Annotated in this window: 18 protein-coding genes; 5 read left to right on the plus strand and 13 right to left on the minus strand. The window is 63.4% G+C overall.

Annotated features, from left to right (window positions below):
* Positions 1–122: 122 nt before the first annotated feature.
* From fliR to fliF, 13 genes are all read right to left on the minus strand, one after another.
* Positions 123–911, minus strand: a complete 789-nt coding sequence (gene fliR / locus CKO40_RS01885) for a flagellar biosynthetic protein FliR (RefSeq protein ID WP_200344205.1) — start codon at positions 909–911, stop codon at positions 123–125.
* A gap of 55 nt (positions 912–966) precedes the next feature.
* Positions 967–1,236: a flagellar biosynthesis protein FliQ gene (gene fliQ / locus CKO40_RS01890; protein WP_200344207.1), complete on the minus strand. Its 270-nt coding sequence runs from the start codon at positions 1,234–1,236 to the stop codon at positions 967–969.
* 24 nt (positions 1,237–1,260) lie between these two features.
* On the minus strand, positions 1,261–2,007 hold the full coding sequence (gene fliP / locus CKO40_RS01895; RefSeq protein WP_276570762.1) for a flagellar type III secretion system pore protein FliP: 747 nt from the start codon (positions 2,005–2,007) through the stop codon (positions 1,261–1,263).
* 20 nt (positions 2,008–2,027) lie between these two features.
* Positions 2,028–2,423 (minus strand): flagellar biosynthetic protein FliO, encoded by a 396-nt coding sequence (gene fliO, locus CKO40_RS01900; RefSeq protein WP_200344211.1) that lies wholly within the window; start codon positions 2,421–2,423, stop codon positions 2,028–2,030.
* Entirely contained in the window at positions 2,420–3,097 is a 678-nt protein-coding gene (gene fliN, locus CKO40_RS25575; protein ID WP_476702796.1) for a flagellar motor switch protein FliN, read from the minus strand. Before fliN ends, fliO begins: the two co-directional genes overlap by 4 nt.
* Entirely contained in the window at positions 3,090–4,157 is a 1,068-nt protein-coding gene (fliM, locus tag CKO40_RS01910; RefSeq protein WP_200344213.1) for a flagellar motor switch protein FliM, read from the minus strand. The genes fliN and fliM overlap by 8 nt, the downstream gene beginning before the upstream one ends.
* 15 nt (positions 4,158–4,172) lie before the next feature.
* Complete coding sequence (gene fliL / locus CKO40_RS01915; RefSeq protein WP_200344215.1) at positions 4,173–4,652, minus strand: flagellar basal body-associated protein FliL; 480 nt, start codon at positions 4,650–4,652, stop codon at positions 4,173–4,175.
* Positions 4,653–4,776: 124 nt separating this feature from the next.
* Positions 4,777–6,138 carry a flagellar hook-length control protein FliK gene (locus tag CKO40_RS25070; protein WP_207173322.1) on the minus strand — a complete coding sequence of 454 codons (1,362 nt, stop codon included), beginning with the start codon at positions 6,136–6,138 and terminating at the stop codon, positions 4,777–4,779.
* Between the two features lie 308 nt (positions 6,139–6,446).
* Positions 6,447–6,905 (minus strand): flagellar export protein FliJ, encoded by a 459-nt coding sequence (gene fliJ, locus CKO40_RS01925; RefSeq protein WP_200344219.1) that lies wholly within the window; start codon positions 6,903–6,905, stop codon positions 6,447–6,449.
* A gap of 26 nt (positions 6,906–6,931) precedes the next feature.
* The gene (gene fliI / locus CKO40_RS01930; protein WP_200344221.1) at positions 6,932–8,314 is read right to left on the minus strand and encodes a flagellar protein export ATPase FliI; all 1,383 of its coding nucleotides are present in this window, start codon (positions 8,312–8,314) and stop codon (positions 6,932–6,934) included.
* Positions 8,311–9,567, minus strand: a complete 1,257-nt coding sequence (locus tag CKO40_RS01935; RefSeq protein WP_200344223.1) for a flagellar assembly protein FliH — start codon at positions 9,565–9,567, stop codon at positions 8,311–8,313. Before CKO40_RS01935 ends, fliI begins: the two co-directional genes overlap by 4 nt.
* Positions 9,560–10,591, minus strand: a complete 1,032-nt coding sequence (fliG, locus tag CKO40_RS01940) for a flagellar motor switch protein FliG (RefSeq protein ID WP_242476716.1) — start codon at positions 10,589–10,591, stop codon at positions 9,560–9,562. The genes CKO40_RS01935 and fliG overlap by 8 nt, the downstream gene beginning before the upstream one ends.
* Complete coding sequence (fliF, locus tag CKO40_RS01945; protein ID WP_200344225.1) at positions 10,588–12,411, minus strand: flagellar basal-body MS-ring/collar protein FliF; 1,824 nt, start codon at positions 12,409–12,411, stop codon at positions 10,588–10,590. The genes fliG and fliF overlap by 4 nt, the downstream gene beginning before the upstream one ends.
* A 346-nt stretch (positions 12,412–12,757) precedes the next feature.
* Between fliF and fliE the strand changes: the two genes are divergently transcribed.
* The 5 genes from fliE to CKO40_RS01970 all read left to right on the plus strand — a co-directional run bounded on the left by fliE (position 12,758) and on the right by CKO40_RS01970 (position 16,679).
* Positions 12,758–13,084, plus strand: coding sequence for a flagellar hook-basal body complex protein FliE (fliE, locus tag CKO40_RS01950; RefSeq protein WP_200344227.1), 327 nt, complete (start codon positions 12,758–12,760; stop codon positions 13,082–13,084).
* 902 nt (positions 13,085–13,986) lie between these two features.
* Entirely contained in the window at positions 13,987–14,211 is a 225-nt protein-coding gene (locus CKO40_RS01955; protein ID WP_200344229.1) for an AbrB/MazE/SpoVT family DNA-binding domain-containing protein, read from the plus strand.
* Positions 14,212–14,222: 11 nt separating this feature from the next.
* On the plus strand, positions 14,223–14,669 hold the full coding sequence (locus CKO40_RS01960) for a putative toxin-antitoxin system toxin component, PIN family (protein ID WP_338074098.1): 447 nt from the start codon (positions 14,223–14,225) through the stop codon (positions 14,667–14,669).
* A 135-nt stretch (positions 14,670–14,804) separates the two neighbouring features.
* Positions 14,805–15,401 carry a hypothetical protein gene (locus CKO40_RS01965; protein ID WP_242476717.1) on the plus strand — a complete coding sequence of 199 codons (597 nt, stop codon included), beginning with the start codon at positions 14,805–14,807 and terminating at the stop codon, positions 15,399–15,401.
* Between the two features lie 372 nt (positions 15,402–15,773).
* Entirely contained in the window at positions 15,774–16,679 is a 906-nt protein-coding gene (locus CKO40_RS01970; RefSeq protein WP_200344231.1) for an Rpn family recombination-promoting nuclease/putative transposase, read from the plus strand.
* Positions 16,680–16,837: the final 158 nt, after the last annotated feature.

A 16,837-nucleotide genomic window follows, 5' to 3' on the forward strand; every position in this document is an offset into this window, starting at 1 on the left:
CAGCACCGATGGGCTCAGCTTGTCCCGGAAACCAGGGCGAGTGACTATAACAGCAATATCGTGCCGCTTCGTCTGATCCGGACGCCGAAACGGCCGCACATCCGCTTGACCAAGGCGCTCAGTTAGAGCGGCGCCAGCATATCCAGGAGTTGCTGCTGCTTCATCAGCGCATGAGCGAATAGCCGCTCCAGGAAGGCCGTGATGTCGTTCATCATCACCATCAGCAGGAACATCCCGACCAGCAGCTGAGTCGGGAAGCCAATCGAGAACACGGTCAACTGGGGTGCTGACCGGTTAAGGATACCGAGCGCTAAGCTGATCGTGATCAGCGGGCCAACCACCGGCAGGGCCAGCAGGGTGCCGGTCGTAAAGATGACCCCGCTGTAACGCGCGAGCATCTCGAATGCGCCGGGATTGAACCCGCCCAGCCCGATCGGCAGCGTCTGGAAGCTGGTTGCAAGGATCTCGAGTACGATCAGATGGCCATTGAAGGCCAGGAACATCAACAGCGTGATCATCAGCAGGATGCGCGAGAGCACGACCATGTTGGTGCCGCTGCCCGGGTCGAAGAAGGTCGCAAAGGCTAGACCCATCTTCAGACCGATGAAGACCCCGGCCGCCTGCACGACGCCAAAGGTGAACTGCATCACCATCCCCATCGCCAGGCCGATGATCACCTGCTCGACCATGATCCAAACGCCGGCCCAGGACAGGATCGGCACGTCGGGCAGCGGCGGTATGACCGGTGCAATCACGATCGAGATCGCGACAGCGAGGCCGACCTTGGCCTCGTTCGGCACACTGGAGTGGCCCCAAAGTGGCGAGGCGGCAAGGAAGGCGGTGATGCGCGTGAACGGCCACAGGAACGCCGCCAGCCAGGTCTGCAGCTGATCGAAGGTGACCTCGAGCATCACGGTTGGTCGGGGTGCGTGCCGGCTAATCGAACAGTCGGCGCGGCCGGCGCCGTTACGAGAACATCCGCGGGACCTCGGTAAAGAGCTTGCGGGTGAAGGTGGTGATCACCTGCAGCTGCCAGGGGCCTGCGAGCACGAGCACCGCGAAGACCGCCAGGATCTTCGGGATGAAGGTCAGGGTCATCTCGTTGACCTGGGTCGCCGCCTGGAACAGGCTGATGAGCAGGCCGGTCGCGAGCGTCGTCAACATGATCGGGCCGGCGAGGAAGAGCGCGACGCGCATCCCCTGATAGGCGAGAGTCATCACTTCTTCGGGCTGCATGGCTCTGATCTCCCCGTCTGTAGATTAGAAATAGAAGCTCTCTGCCATCGAACCGAGGATGAGCTGCCAGCCGTCCACGAGCACGAACAGCATCAGCTTGAACGGCAATGAGATGATGATCGGCGGCACCATCATCATGCCCAGTGACATCAGGGTGCTCGCCACGACTAGATCGATGATCAAGAATGGGATGAAGATCGTGAAACCGATCTGGAACGCCGTCTTGAGCTCGCTCGTGACAAAGGCCGGGACCAATATACGCAGCGGGACATCCTCTGGCCCCTGCATCGGCTCGATCTCGGCCAGGCGCGCGAACATGGCGAGATCCGGCTCGCGCGTTTGCGCGAGCATGAACTCCTTGAACGGCCCCTGCGCGCGCTGCAGAAACTCCCCGAACTCGATCTCTTCAGCGCTCAGCGGCGCCCAGGCATCCTGATAGACCTGATCGAACACGGGCGCCATGATGAAGAAGGTCAGAAACAGCGCCAGCCCGAGCAGCACCTGATTCGGCGGCGCCGCCTGCGTACCCATCGCCGTGCGCAGCAGGCTGAGCACGATGATGATCCGAGTGAAGCTGGTCATCATCAGCAACAGCGCTGGCAGGAACGCCAGGGAGCTGAGCAGCAACAGCGTCTGCAGCGAGAGCGACCACCGCTGCCCGCCGTCGTCCATCGGCTCGCTGATCAGCCCCGGGATTTGCTGCGCCTGGGAGGGTTCCACCCACAGCAAACCGATGCCGGTCAGCAATAGGAGCAGGGTGGAGGATCGCAAGGCCCAAAGCAGCGCGGCCTTCATCGCAGCCCGATGTTGTGCTTGAGCGCTTTGGCAAAGCGCGTCGCGAAGGAGTCGTCAGGCTCGAACTGGGGACCATTCATCTGGCTATTTGCCCCTGGCACCTGCTCAGACGACGGGGCAGGGAGCTTGTGCAGCCGGGTAACCTGACCGCCACCGACACCGAGCACCAGCCAGGTGGAGTCCACCTGGACGATCACGACCCGTTCCTTGAGCCCAACCGCGGTGCTGCCGATGACCTTGAGCGCTGCACCGCCACCAGCCGGGGCCGCGCGAAAGCGGCGCACGATGAAGGCGGCCGTTAGGATGATCAGCACGATCACCAGCAAAGCGACGCTGAGCTTCGCCAACTCGGCAAAGCCGACCAGGGTATCGCCGCTGGCGACCTCGTTCATCGGTTCAGCTTCTGGACGCGTTCGGACGGACTGATGATCTCGGTGATGCGGATGCCATACTTGTCTTCGACGACGACGACCTCGCCCTGAGCGATCAGGTAGCCGTTGATCAGGATGTCCATCGGCTCGCCGGCAAGCCCATCGAGCTCGACGACAGAGCCCTGCGCCATCTCCAGCAGCTGCTTGATGGTCACCTTGGTCCGACCCAGCTCCACCGACAGCCGCACCGGGATGTCCAAGATCATCTCCAGATCCCGGCTCTCGGTCTTCTGGCCCGACTGCTCTAACGGCCGGAATACGCGATCGCCTGCCGCCTCGGCCGCAGCCTGCGACGAAGCAGTCGTCTCAGACGGCGCGCTGGCGGGCGGCTCATCGCTCGGCGGCTCGGTCTCAGCACTTGGGGTCTGCGCTTCCTGCTCGGCCATCGCCGCCGCCCAGAGTTCCTCTTCACCGCCGTCGCTCCTTTCGGGCGTTTCGCTGTCGGCGGTCTCAGCGGCTTCCTGCTCGGCCATCGCCGCCGCCCAGAGGTCGAGATCGGCATCGGTCTCTCCAACGCCCTCGTCGCCTTCCTGGTCGGCCACCTCTTCCTCGGGCCGCTTGGCCTCGTCCTCGGGAGCCTGATCCGCGGAGCGCTCGTCCCCGGCCGTCTGCTCGGTTTCGTCTTGATCAGTCATGATGTGTTGCTTTGGTCTCCGACCGCTGGGCGCGACGTCTGCTGATGAATGCGTCTTCAGCCTCGAGCGGTTCCTGCTGACGCGCGTGGTCGATCATCTGCACCACTCGCAGCGCGCGGCGGTCGTTCTGGCTACCGTACTCGCATTCCATGACGGGGATACCGTCGACGCTGGTCAAGACCGTGTCGGGCAGCTCGATCGGCAGGATATCCCCAACCTTCAGTGAGAGCACTTGATTGATCCGCGAGGGGATCGTCGTCAGATTCGCGACGAGCTCGATCTGCGATTGCCGCAGCTCACCGGCCATCCGCCTCCCCCAGAGATTGTCTGGGTCCTGGCCACCGTCCCGGAGCGGATTGCTCAGGATGTCGCGCACCGGCTCGATCATCGCGAACGGGATACAGATCTGGAAACTGGTCGCGAGGTTGCCGACATCGATATTGAATGAGGTGTTGACGACAATCTCATTCGGTGAATTGGTGATGTTCGCGAACTTCGACTGCATCTCGCTGCGGAGATAGCTGATCTCGAGCGGATAGATTGGCCGCCAGGATTCGCTGTAGGCGTCGATGGCCAGTTGGAGCATGCGCTGAATGATGCGCTGCTCCGTGTTGGTGAATTCGCGGCCTTCGGAGCGCGTCAGAAACCGCCCATCCCCGCCGAAGAGATTGTCCACGACCATAAAGACCAGGGTTGGCGGAAACACGATCAGTGCCGAGCCCTTGAGCGGTCTCATCGCGATGATATTGATATTGGTCGGGACCGGCACATTGCGCGAGAAGTCGCTGTAGCTCTGATACCGCACCGTGTCGACGGTGATGTCTGCGCTGCGGCGCAGGAAGTTGAAGATCGCGACCCGAAAGTGGCGTGCGAAGCGCTCGTTGATGATATCGAGCGCGTGCAGCCGCTCGCGCACCACCCGATGCTGCGTGGCCGGGTCATAGCGGCGCATACGCGACTGCGCGCCCGCCCCTTGCTGTGCGGAGCCTTCATCGTCGCCGCTGACCCCCTTCAGGAGGGCATCGATCTCTTCTTGCGACAGTAAGTCGTCTTGGGACATAAAGCCAGTCGCGGGCTACTGCACGATGAACTCGGTGAACAGGACTTCGTCGATGACAAGCTCAGGTTGATCCTCGGCCAAGGGAGGCGACGTGAGCGTCGCGACCAGCCGATCGGCCAGCTTCTCCTTGCCGGTAGCGGTGGTCAGCTCGTCGACCTGCTCGTCGGAAAGCTTCATCAACAGGCGACTGCGCACCTGCGGCAGATATTCCTCGAGCATCGCTTTCGTCCGTTGATTGCCGACCTTGAAAGTGATGCCGATGTAGAGCAGCCGGCTACTGCCGGTCGAGCTGCTCAGGTTGATCGTGAACGGCTCGAGCTCGACGAAGATTGGTGGCTCGCGCTCCGTCTCCTCGGTTGCCTGATCGCCGTTTGTGCCGCCTGCGTCTGACTGCCAGGCCAGGTAGGCCGCAACGACTGCAGTGATCAGCGACAGCACGACCAGTACGATCATCAGCCACAGCAGCTTGTTCGAGCCAGTCTTGGAATCCGCCACGCTCTGATGGACCTCCTGATGAGCTACCGCATCAAGTATGCGGGAAGGGTGAAACGCGCAAAAGAGGGAATAGGCGCTGGAACAGCGCCCATCTTATCGAATGGAAGACGCCGAGACTCCTCGGCTAGGCGTAGAGATCCACCCGGCCATCCAGCTGGATCGCCGTCGCGGCAGGTATCTCGTCAAATAGAGGCTCGTCCGTGCTGCCCGACAAACCAACTCCCTCCCTATTGCCCTGTCCGTCGTGTCCAGCCGATTGAGGGTTGGACTCTGGATGTTGCTCTCCAACCGAGGTCTCCCCCAATTGGATACCCTGTTCCGCCAGGGCCTCACGCAACTGAGGGATTGCTTGCTCGACTGCACCCCGGACCTGCGCGTTTGCAGACAGGAATTGGATCTGCGTGCTCTGCTCAAAGACCTTCAGCGAGACCGTCAGCGGCCCAAGCTCTGGCGGGTTCAGCCGGATCTCGACCTTTTGCTCACCGCCGCGCTGAGTCAGCATCACCAGCTGCTGGCCGAGCTGCTGCGGCCAAGCCGAACTCGTCAGCGGCGCATTGATACCTGCCGTCATCGCGGAGGCGCCGGTGCCAGACGCCGCGCTCGTCGCGGCAGCTTGACCGCCCAGCATGCCGCCTGCCAGGTTCATGCCGTCAGTGCCTGATCGACCCAGGCCAGAGCCCGAACCAGAGCCAGAACCGGCCCCACCGTCGCGGCTTGCGATCGCGGATAGGATCGCGTCTCGGAATCCGGCCGGCAATGACTCCGCGTTCTGCCGTTGGCTGGACCCATCAAGCAGCGCCTGCACGCCCTCGGCTGTCAACGCGCCACGCTGAGCACTATTGAGCGTGAGTGGTTGATTGAGCCGGGTCTCGTTACTGAGCCACTCCCGCAGCTGCCCTCGAAGCTCGGACAGATCAACGCGAAGACTGTCACTCGATGACCGTCCCTCACCCTGTTGGGCCGCCAACAGGGCGTCAACCTGAGCGAATAGCTGCTCATCCATCTGCGGCGAGCGTTGTGGTGCCAGGCCGGATGCGGCGCCGTCAAGCAGCGCATTGTGTTGCCGTTCTGCCAGATCCCCGATCAGCCCAGCCTGCTCGGCGGTGGAGCCTATTGAGCCCATCTCGCGCCAGCCGGCGAGCAGCGCCTCCGCTGCCTCGGCAGGTCGATCACGGCTCAGCGCGTCCATGACCTGCTGGCGCACAGTGTCGGGCAGCCCTTCAGCCAGATTGGCGATCAGGTCAGTCTGTCCCTCGGCGCCGAGCTGCTGCCATTCGCTGAAGAGCGATTCACTCACTAGGGTTTGCCCCGCCTCGCCAGGTAAGGCGTCGTTCAGCAGCGCGAGCAGTTGCTCGCGCTTACTGGCGGGGAGCTGTTCCTCCAACGAGCTCAGCAAGGCCTGCATCGCGCCCTGGGGCAACGTCTCAGCTGCGGCCGGTCCCTGCTGACCTGAAAGCTCGGCAGCATCGGCCAGCTGCTGGAGCACTGCCTGCCAACCGCCTGCGCCGCTGGCGCTGTCCTGCATGCTTGCCGGCAGTAGCGAACCTTCTTGAGAGCGAACAGCCGCCGACGGCACCGCGTTCGCGAGCCCGCGTCCGGGGCCCTCCGCTGCAACAGGTGTCACGAACCCAGCGCCGCTCAGGCCCGAACGCCCGCTAGCGGAATCCTGCGATGCACGGGCCAACTGTTGCGCAAACGCACCTGCCTCGGCCGCGGCCTCGGCAGGTTTGTGACCCGTTGTCTGGTTGGAGCCGGAAGCGAGAAGAAGCTGGACGTCGATCAAGATCATGACCCTCAGGCATCCTGCGGACGAAGGCGGCGCCGGACCTCGCGGTTCGTCACCAGCTCATCGCTCAGCCGCTGCTCTCGGCGAGCCTCTGCACGCTGTTCCTCCAGCGCGCGCCGGGCAGCCAAAGTGTTGTAAGAGGATAGCCTAGATTGCTCGTTCTGCCACCTCTTCTGCGTGCTGGATACGCGTTTTTGCTGGTCAGTTAACGCTTTGCGCGCCCGCACCAATGCGTCGTCCAAGGCCCCCAGGAACTGTTGGTAGTTGAGCATCGTGGCCGAATCGATCCCGTCGCACATGGCCTGCTGAAGGCGTTTCGCGTACTCGTCGCGATAGGCGTCGAGGGACTCGAGCTGCTGCGCGACCAGACGCTCGTTGTTGCGCTCATTGGCCAGCGCTTGCCCCGCTTGGTCGCGAGACTCCCGAGCCAACTCGGTGAGTGTCTCAAGTGGTGTCGGTGCGACCATTCAGCCTCCTGTTCTCCCGTTACTTTTTACTTTCCAACCACCGCAGTGAGCGCTTCGCGCGCATCTGAGATGCTTGCTGCCTGATCCATACCTTGCTGCAGGAAGGCCTCGACCTGCGGATAACGCTTCACGGCTTCGTCGAGACCCGGATCATGTCCCGGGCTGTAGGCGCCAACGCTGATCAGATCGCGGTTACGGTGATAGCGCGAGAAGAGCTGCTTGAACCGCTGCGCCTGGCGCTGCTGGCGCTCATCCACGATCGCCGGCATCGCGCGGCTGATCGAGCCCTCGATATCGACCGCCGGGTAGTGCCCGGCGTCGGCCAGCGCTCGTGAGAGGACGATATGGCCATCGAGGATCGCGCGCGCTGCATCGGCAATCGGGTCCTGCTGATCATCACCCTCGGTCAGCACCGTGTAAAACGCCGTGATCGAGCCGCCGCCGCGCGACGCGTTCCCCGCGCGCTCGACCAGGTTCGGCAGCTTTGCGAAGACCGAAGGCGGATAGCCCTTGGTCGCCGGCGGCTCGCCCACAGCCAGCGCGATCTCACGTTGGGCCATCGCGTAACGTGTTAGCGAATCCATGATCAACAGTACCGCAAGCCCTTGATCCCGAAACCATTCCGCGAGCCGCGTCGCATAGGCCGCGCCCTGCAGCCGCTGCAGCGGTGAGGTGTCCGCCGGTGCCGCAACCACGACTGCGCGCCGGCGTCCTTCCTCGCCTAAGATATTATTGATGAAATCCTGGACCTCACGGCCGCGCTCGCCGATAAGTGCGACGATGATCACATCTGCGCGGGTATAGCGGGCCATCATCCCGAGCAGCACCGACTTGCCGACGCCAGAGCCCGCGAACAGCCCCATGCGCTGGCCGCGCCCGACACTGAGCAGCGCATTGATCGAGCGGATGCCGACGTCAATCTGCTCCTCGATCGGTGCCCGCGCGAGCGGGTTCAGCGGCTTCACGGTCAGATGTCCGTGCGGGGCATCGTCCAGCGAGGCGAGCCCGTCCAATGGCTCGCCGTTGCCGTCCACCACGCGGCCGAGAAGCGGCTCACCGAGCGGGAACCGACGCGCCGCGCTGCGCGTTCCCTCGCCAAGCGCGAATACCCGCGCACCCGGCTGCAGGCCCGTGATGCCCGCCAGCGGCATCAAGAACAGCTTCTCGTCCGAGAAGCCGACGACCTCGGCCTCCGCGAAGCGCTCGTCGTCATCGCCGGAGGAGGGAAGCTCGATCAGGCAGCCCCCTCCGAGCGGCACCTGCAGACCGACGGTCTCGATCACTAGGCCGGAGGCACGCATCACCCGTCCACTCGTGCGCCAGCGTTGAATGCTCTCGACCCGCGTGCGGACGCGGCCCAGCGATTGGTGCCAGCGTCTGATGTGAGGGTTCTCGGCGACCGTGCTCATTGCCCGCTGGGATTGTCCTTGGGCGCGGCTTGGGGTGCGGCTTGGGGTGCGGCTTGGGGTGCGGCTTGGGCGGCGTCTTGCTGAGGGCGAGATTGCTCTGCAGCCGGTTCTTTCGCGCCAGGTTCCGTCTCAGGCCGCTTGGAGACGGCCTCCGCGGCCGCCTGCAGCGCCTCCGCCTCGGCCACCTGCTCACTGGCTGGACGGCGCCGCCGCACCTGCTGCTGAACCGACTCCCAGCGCGACTCCCAGGTCGCGTCCAGCTCACCGTGCTCGCTGGTGACGCGGCAGCCACCGCGGCTCACCTGATCATCCGGCTGCAGCGCCCAGCCGGCCGCCTCCAGCTCTTGCCCCAGCCAATCACTCACCAGGGCATGGTCCTCCGGATGGAGCCAGAGCCGCGGCTTTCCATGCATCGTCGGCTCCGTATGCAGTAGCGCGCGCACGAGATCCACCACCTGCTCCGGGCGGGCATCCAGCGCCTCGGCGGCCAGCTGTCGCCCGGTGGCCAGCGCAAGGTCCACGATCTCGTTGGCCAGCTCATCGTCGAGCTGAGCCAGCGCCTCGCTGAACTGGATGGCCAGATTGCGCAACGGCTCCAACCGCTCGGCGATCTGCGCCTCCAGCTCCGCAGCGGCGGCCTCGCGCCCTTCTTGTAGGCCCTTCTCGTAACCCTCGGCATGTCCGGCCTCGAGCCCTTCGCGGCGCGCCTGTTCACGGGCCTGCTCCCGCTCGGCCTCCAATGCCTTGCGATGGGCCGCCTCGCGCCGACGGGCAGCGGCCTTGGCCTGCTCGGACGCTGCCTGCGCCTTCTTCGCCGACGCACCAGGCTCAGTCTGGGCCGCGCGCGCCGTATCGCGTTGATCCGCCGAGCGGGCGACCTGGCCCGACGCCTCGCCAGAGGCCGACGGGGAGGCTGATGAGTCAGCACCTGCCGAACCAGCTGACCGGCCTTGCCGGCCGCTCGGTCGATTCGACTTCGCGTCTGTTCGCGGGGCCGCATTCGTCCCGGCTGCCGTACTCGGCCGCGATGGCGTATCGGAACGGGCCGCCGCATCAGGCCGCGATGCCGCATCAGGCCGGAAAGACGCATCCGACCGAGTCTTCGAATCATCCCGGGCCGCCGAATCAGACCGGGAAAGCGGGCGCTGCCGACCAGCCGGCTCCTGCGGCCTTGGCGGCGTCAGCTGGTTCATCTCCCAGCGTCTCCAGGGCACATCCTGCTCGTGCACCACCTTGGCGTCGGTCCTAGACATAGCTGTCGTCGGCACCGCCGATCACGATCTCGCCGCTCTCGGCCAGGCGCCGTGCCACCTGCAGGATCGCCTTCTGCTCGGCCTCCACCTGCGAGACCCGGATCGGGCCGCGCGCCTCCATGTCCTCGCGCAGCATTTCGGATGCCCGCGACGACATATTGCGCAGGAAGGTGTCCACCAGATCCTCCGGCGCCCCCTTGAGCGCGACCACCAGGCTGTCGGTGTCGATCTCCTTGAGCAGCAGCTGAATGCTGCGGTCGTCCAGATCGATGAGGTTCTCGAACAGGAACATCTCGTCGATGATCTTCTGCGCCAGGTCCTCGCTGTGGGCGCGCACCGTCTCGATCGCCGCCTCCTCCTGGGTAGAGTTCATCATGTTCAGGATCTCGGCGGCCGTGCGCACGCCGCCCATCTTGCTGCGCTTGAGCGTCTGGCCGTCCAGCATTCCGGTCAGCACCTCGGTCAGCTCCTGCAACGCCGCCGGCTGCACACCGCTGAAGGTCGCCACGCGCAGCACCACATCGTTGCGCAACTTGTCGTCGAACAGCTCCAGCACCGCGGCGGCCTGGCGGCGGTCCAGATGCACCAGCACCGTGGCGATGATCTGCGGATGCTCGTCGCGGATCAGCTCCGCGACCATCGACGGCTCCATTAGATTGAGCGTATCGATGCCTGTCCCGCCGGCGCGGCTCTCGAAGATGTCCTCGAGCAGGCTGGCCGCGCGATCCTCGCCGAGCGCCTTGTTCAATACGGCGCGGATGTGCTCGCTGGAATCTAGGTCCAGCGCAATGAAATCCTCCTGCTCCTCCTGAAAGGCCGTCAGCACCGCGTTCATCTCCGCATGCGAGACCTGCTCGATGCGGGTCATCTCGGTGCTGACCTCTTGCACCTCCTGCGGCGACAGGTGCTTGAACACCTCGGCGGCGCTGTTCTCATCGAGCGCCAGCATTAGGATCGCGCTGCGCCGGGCGCCGCTCATGCCCTCCAGCGGGTCCCTATCGGTGTTCTCTTGCGCTGGGCTCATGTGTTCCTCAACCAGTTGCGAATGATCAGCGCGACCATACGCGGGTCAGTCATCGCCTTCTCGCGCAGATCGCCCAGCTTCTGTTGATAGCTCTGCGCCTTGTCGCGCCGCCGCTTCTTCTCGTAAACGACTGCGTCTTCATCCTCTTCCTCGCTTTCCTTGCCCTCCGCATCCTCGTCGCCAACCGTCGTGCTGAACTCGGGCTCGGGCGGCTGCGGCGGCCGCGTGTAGTGCTTGATGAAGGGTCTGAGGATCAGGAAGTAGAGCAACAGCAGCACCAGCAGCACGAACAGCGGCTGCCCCAGCATCTTCGCCAGCTCGATCAGCTCCGGGTCTCTCCACCATTCCGTTGCGCCGTGCATATCCAATCCGGTAAAGGGGCTGTTCACGACCTCGATGCTGTCGCCGCGCTCCGCGGAGAATCCCATAGCCTGACGTGCCAAGCGCTCGATCTGGGCCAGCTCCTCGTCGCTCAGCGGTACCTGCTGCCAGGCGCCGGTCTCGTCCTGCTCGCGGTGATAATCCACCACCACCGCGGCCGAGAGCCGTCTTAGCTGCCCATGCTGGTGGCGAACGTGGGTGACGCTCCGGTCCACCTCATAGTTGACGACATCGTCCCGTTCCAGGCTCTTGGTGCCAGCAAAGGGCGAGGGCGGCGCCTCACCGTCCTCTTCCTCGCCGTCGGCGTTCGCTTCCTCATCCGCAGCCGTCTGCTCCTCGTCCTCATCCGGTGGCGGCAGGTCGATCGGCGAGGGCGCCACCCCGGGCGGCGTATTGCTCAGCGCGCCGGGGATGCCGCCCACCAGGTCGTCGTCGCCAGTATAGCTAACGTTGGATTGGCGGCTGCGGACCGCGGCCTCGTTCGGCGGCTGGTTCGGCGCGTACTGCTCCGAGGTCTCCTCGCGCCGCGAGAAATCGATCTGGGCCGAGACCTGCGCCCGCACCCGCTCGCGCCCGAAGATCGGCATCAGGATGTTCTCGATGCGTCGCTGATAGGTGCGCTCGACCTCGTTCTGATAGACCAGCTGGGTCCCGTTCGGGCCGTCCGGAGGCTGGTCCTGCGAGAGCATGCGCCCGCGCTGATCTACCACCGTCACCTGGTCCGCCGCCAGCTCCGGCACGCTATGCGAGACCATATGCGTGATCGCATCCACCTGCGCCTGGCTCAGGGTTCGGCTACCGAGCAGCGTCAGCACCACTGAGGCCTTGGCCGGCTCGCGATCGCGCACGAACACCGACTCCTGCGCCATCGCCAGGTGCACCCGCGCGCGCTCCACCGGCGCCAGGGACTCGATCGAGCGCGAAAGCTCGCCCTCCAGCCCGCGCTGATAATTGATCTGCTCAGCGAACTGGCTGATGCCGAAGGGCTGATCCTCCATCAGCTCGAAGCCGATATTCCCGCCGCGCGGCAGGCCCTGCTGGGCCAGCTGCAACCGCAGACTATGAACCTGATCGCCCGGCACCAACAGCGCCTGCCCGCCCTGGCTGAACTTGTACGGGACGCCGCGCGCATCCAGCTCGGTGATGATGGCGCCGCCGTCGGCCTCGTTTAGATTGCTGTAGAGCACTCTGTAGTCTGGCGCCTGCGACCAGAGCAACAGTGCCGCTGCAATCGCTATGGTGGCAGCGCCGGCAATGATCAGCCCGGCCAGCGGGCCGCCACGCAGCAGGCCGGACAGCCGCTGCCGCCACCCCTTCGTCGCAGCAGCGTTTCCGGTGCGCGCGTCGCCGGCTGGCGCACCGGCCTGCGCCGCACCTGCCTGCGCCCCACCGGCCTGCGCCGCATCAGGCTGTGCTGCAGTCGTGGTGCCGTTGGTCACGTTTGCTTTCCGCGCAACGAGTTAGGCTCCGTCCTGTGTGGCATGGTTACGGGGCACGCAGAGATTGAACGGTCGGGTATCCTAACCCGAAGAAGAGGGCCGTCCTTGTGCCGAGAGTCTCAACGCAGTCTCATCAAGGCGCCTAGTATCGGATGAACGCGACCCGAGCAAAGACCGAAATAGCCCAACCGATCTGTGCCAATTGAGGCGTTCGGCACCCGAACGCCGCTGCTACACTTCGAGGCGAGAATTGTACAGTAAGTCTGCGGTTGCGCTGCAAACCTGACGCAACGCGTACTTGAGGTGCGCTTGTCGCACTGACTTGAACAGAGGAGAGCGAACCGGTATGAGCACCGCGCCTGCCCTTGAATCTGCCCTCACGGCGATGCGCGCGCTTGCGGCGGAGGCGGGCGGTGGTCCGCGCCAGGCCACCCCGCTGCCAGGCGGAGCGGGTGGTTTTGCCGGCGAGCTGCAGGCCGCCATCCAGCGGATCAACACCCTGAAGCTCGAGGCCGCCGACAAGGCCAAGGCGTTTCAGGCTGGCGACCCGGATATCTCGCTGAATGATCTGATGATCGACATGCAGAAGGCCAGCGTCGCCTCCCAGTTCGGCCTGCAGCTCCGCAACCGGCTAGTCACGGCCTATCGTGACGTCATGAATATGCAGGTCTAACATCAGTGGAAGCCCAGTCGACTAAACTGAGCCGATGGCTGCCACTGAGGCCAACACCGACAACACCCAGGCGGCAACGGTCTCAACCAAGCGCGACCAAGACAGTTCCTGGAAAGAAGCCCTAGAACGCTACTTCCTCGAGTTCCTCGCGCTGCTATTTCCCGCAATCGACCAGTCAAACCGCTGGACGACACCGAGCCTGAGCGCTGGGCGGAACTGGAAGCCAGCGACAACGTCTTCGCACTCGTGGCGATGGTGCCGATCACTCACGAACCCGTCAAGCAAGCGATGAGCCGAATCCGCGAGCTCAGCGCCGACGAAAAGGCGCGCCAGCTCGCCTTTGAACGCGAACGCGCTTCACGACGAGGTCTCTTTTCTCAATGAGGCAAGGCGAGAAGGCATTCAGGAAGGCCGCCAGGGAGGCATCGAACGCACCCTCCGCAAGCTCTTCACATTGGACCACCGCCTCGTGCGTGACCGCTTGGGCCAGCTCTCGCTTCCGGATCAGCACGGAGTCCGGCAACATCTCGCACGCTTACTGCAGGAACCCCATGACCATCAGTAGAGCTGTGCATGCCGGATGGCGACCTGATGGCTTGCCCCAAAAGCTCCAGTTGGCGGTCTTATAGCAGGTGCCACGGAAGCCCAATGACGACCGTTCAGTCGTCAGCCTTGCCGTACTCAGGGACACCAACCGCCAGTTCGCCCCACGAGCGCGCCTTGATCCTGCAGCGCTTCCGCCTCATCGACTTCAGGTCGAGATCGTCTCAGGCGATCGCGCCTCCCTGCAAGCCACCGTCGACCGGCTGCTGCGCCTGATCCAGGCCGACCCCAACAAGGCGCAGCTTGCACGCGAATCTGCTAATATCCAAATTCCTTACTTCATTACCTTGAGAGCCGGTATGCTTGCCAAACGCACAAGCAAGAACCAGGTCACCTTGCCGAAGGCCGTTGTGCAGCAGGTTGGCGAGGCCGACTACTATGACGTGACCGCACAAGAGGGGAAGATCATCCTCACCCCGGTCCGTCTTCAGCAAGCCGATGCCGTGCGCACCAAGCTCGACGAGCTCGGTCTCACTGCTGCGGATATCGATGAGGCCATCGCCTGGGCAAGAAGGCGCCCGTGAGCCGAGTCCGTGTGGTTATCGACACCAATTGCCTGGTATCGGCCTTGATCTTCTCGGGCGGTCGATGCGCTTGGCTGCGCCAGGCATGGCAAGCCAAGCGCTTCATTCCGCTCGCCAGTCAAGACACCGTAGGCGAGCTCTTGCGCGTGCTGAGCTATCCAAAGTTCAACCTCAGCCGCGACCAACAAGAGGCGCTGCTCGCTGACTATCTGCCCTTTGTCGAAACCCTGCAGATCGAAGCGACACCGGCAGAGTTGCCAGACATCCGCGATGCTGACGACCTCATGTTCTTAGCGCTCGCCACCCTCGGCCATGCCGATGCCTTGGTCAGCGGCGATGGTGATCTTCACGCCATCAAGTCACAGTTTCACATCCCGATCATGACAGTCACTGAGTTTGCCGACTGTCTTGATGGCGACAAAGATTCGACGCCGAGTCCCAGGACTGATCGTCCATAGCGCCATTGACAGTCCGCTCAGTGGCATCATCCCGGTCGACATCGCCCCAGGCGACCGCGCCTCCCTGCAAGCCCGGTTATCGCGTCCCGGTGCTCGCTGCTACACTGACGACGTTGGACCCGGGAGAGACAGGCGATGGACACCACCTATGACGAGATCATGAGTCTGTTTCGGGAAGTTGCCGAAGCACAGAAGGACGTGTCGAAAACACTGAAGGAAGTTGCCGAAGAACAGAAAGCACTGACGGAAGCACAGAAGGATACCGATCGCAGATTCAAGGACACCGATCGCAAACTCAATCAACTCGAGCAGCTCTTCACCAGCCAGTGGGGCCGACTGATGGAAGCCCTGGTGGAGGGCGATTTAGTCAGGCTACTGACCGAACGCGGGATCGCCATTGCCGACACTACCACCCGGCTCAAAGGCAAACGACCCGATGGCGGCAACTATGAATTCGACATCATCGCCCACAATGGCGAGGTGGTCGTGGTGGTCGAGGTCAAGACCACCTTGCGTCCCGATGATGTGAAAGACTTTCTCAACAAGCTTAATCACCTAAAGACCTGGATACCGCGCTACGCCGGCAACCGGCTCTACGGCGCGATGGCCTGGCTCACGGCCGATGCCGGAGCCGAGGCCATGGTGGAAAACCGCGGGCTGTACAGCATCCGAGCCACCGGCGATTCGGCGAGCATTCTCAACGCTGCCGAGTTTCGACCGCGCGCTTGGTAGCATTCCCGAGTCGGTATCCAAGCGCTTGGAGCAAGCCACGGACGAGCAACTGGACACTTGGGTCGAGCAGATCCTCACCGCCAACTCGCTCGGCGACCTGTTTACGGCAAGGTGATGACCGCACCAGCCTCGAGCCCGCGCACGCTCATTACCACCATGCGCCTTCTAACCAGCTAGGCTAAACCGTGGTCCGTCCCTGAGGTATCCTGAGGTATCCCCAAAACTTTATCTTTGGAATCAAGCCAATGGCAAAACGGGTGCCGCTGGGGCTAGTCTTGATCTTTAGCATGTCTTCAAGCCATTGATGAGTAGCTAGAATCGCCATCGGCAAGAGTCTGCGATAACCACGACCCACTTTCGGCGCTGAAGCGGATGACCAACGGACCTGAAAAAGCGAGCCAGCCAGACTTTGAGCTGCTTGATCCCAAGAATGACTACGTTTTCTTCCGCATCTTCTCCGAAGAGCCGGAACTGCTGGTTGACCTAATCAATGCCGTGCGCAGCCATGAGCCGCCGATTATCGAGGTCAGCTTGCTCGATGCGCGCCTGAACCCCGAGCACCTCAGCGGCAAACGCCTGATCCTCGATCTCAAGGCCATCGACGAACAGGGACAGCGCTACAATATTGAGATGCAGGTGCGACGCTTCCCCGTCTGGAGCGCCCGTGGCACCCTCTACCTGGCGCGGATGCTCAGCGAACAACCCGGTGTTGGCGACGACTACCGCAAGCTCAAGCCGGTGATCGGCATTCACCTGCTCGACTTCGCCCTGTTCGATCAGCCCGAGCACGCCGATCAAGCGCTGTGGTGCTTCGAGCTGCGCGACCGCACCCGTCCCGACGTGCGCCTCGGGCGCGAACTGCAGCTTAACATGGTCGAACTGAGAAAAGCCGACCGCCTCGGCCATCTACCCGAGCGCCTCTCGGCCTGGATCACCTACTTCGAACACTGGCAGGAGGAGACCCTGATGAGCAGCCTAAGCCATCCCCCGGTGCAAAAAGCCATCGGCAAACTGCGCGCCATGAGCGCCGATGAAGAAGAACGCTACTGGGCCGAAGCACGCGAAAAGGCCCTGCGGGATGAGGTGACCTTGCTCGCTATGGCGCGTGAGGAGGGCATGGAGGAAGGGCGCGAAGAAGGGCGCGAGGAAGGGCGCGAGGAAGCGACGCGCAAAACAGCCCGCAACCTCATCCAACTCGGTGCGCTCAGTGACGCCCAGATTGCCCAAGCAACCGGCCTGACACTGGCCCAAGTCGAAGCTCTGCGTGCATCCGATTAGGTATCTTTAGCTTGGCAATCCGTTGGCATCGTAGCCGATGATCTCCTCGGTGCTGCGTGGATCGAATTCTGGTGAAGCCGTGCAGCGTCGGCTGACCATCTAAGCAGAGGATAACCTGCCGTCTTTTCGAGTGATTTTCTGGGGATACCTCAGGGTCT

This window comes from Halochromatium glycolicum (assembly GCF_016584085.1).
Lineage (GTDB): Bacteria > Pseudomonadota > Gammaproteobacteria > Chromatiales > Chromatiaceae > Lamprobacter > Lamprobacter glycolicus.

Bases quoted from the DNA above. Each gene is read 5' to 3' on its own strand.
- CKO40_RS01965 (WP_242476717.1), top strand. From the start codon at position 14,805: ATGGACACCACCTATGACGAGATCATGAGTCTGTTTCGGGAAGTTGCC.
- fliE (WP_200344227.1), top strand. From the start codon at position 12,758: ATGAGCACCGCGCCTGCCCTTGAATCTGCCCTCACGGCGATGCGCGCG.
- fliQ (WP_200344207.1), bottom strand. From the start codon at position 1,236: ATGCAGCCCGAAGAAGTGATGACTCTCGCCTATCAGGGGATGCGCGTC.
- CKO40_RS01955 (WP_200344229.1), top strand. From the start codon at position 13,987: ATGCTTGCCAAACGCACAAGCAAGAACCAGGTCACCTTGCCGAAGGCC.
- fliJ (WP_200344219.1), bottom strand. From the start codon at position 6,905: ATGGTCGCACCGACACCACTTGAGACACTCACCGAGTTGGCTCGGGAG.
- fliG (WP_242476716.1), bottom strand. From the start codon at position 10,591: ATGAGCCCAGCGCAAGAGAACACCGATAGGGACCCGCTGGAGGGCATG.
- fliI (WP_200344221.1), bottom strand. From the start codon at position 8,314: ATGAGCACGGTCGCCGAGAACCCTCACATCAGACGCTGGCACCAATCG.
- CKO40_RS01935 (WP_200344223.1), bottom strand. From the start codon at position 9,567: ATGTCTAGGACCGACGCCAAGGTGGTGCACGAGCAGGATGTGCCCTGG.
- fliR (WP_200344205.1), bottom strand. From the start codon at position 911: ATGCTCGAGGTCACCTTCGATCAGCTGCAGACCTGGCTGGCGGCGTTC.
- fliM (WP_200344213.1), bottom strand. From the start codon at position 4,157: ATGTCCCAAGACGACTTACTGTCGCAAGAAGAGATCGATGCCCTCCTG.
- fliO (WP_200344211.1), bottom strand. From the start codon at position 2,423: ATGAACGAGGTCGCCAGCGGCGATACCCTGGTCGGCTTTGCCGAGTTG.
- CKO40_RS01970 (WP_200344231.1), top strand. From the start codon at position 15,774: ATGACCAACGGACCTGAAAAAGCGAGCCAGCCAGACTTTGAGCTGCTT.
- fliN (WP_476702796.1), bottom strand. From the start codon at position 3,097: ATGACTGATCAAGACGAAACCGAGCAGACGGCCGGGGACGAGCGCTCC.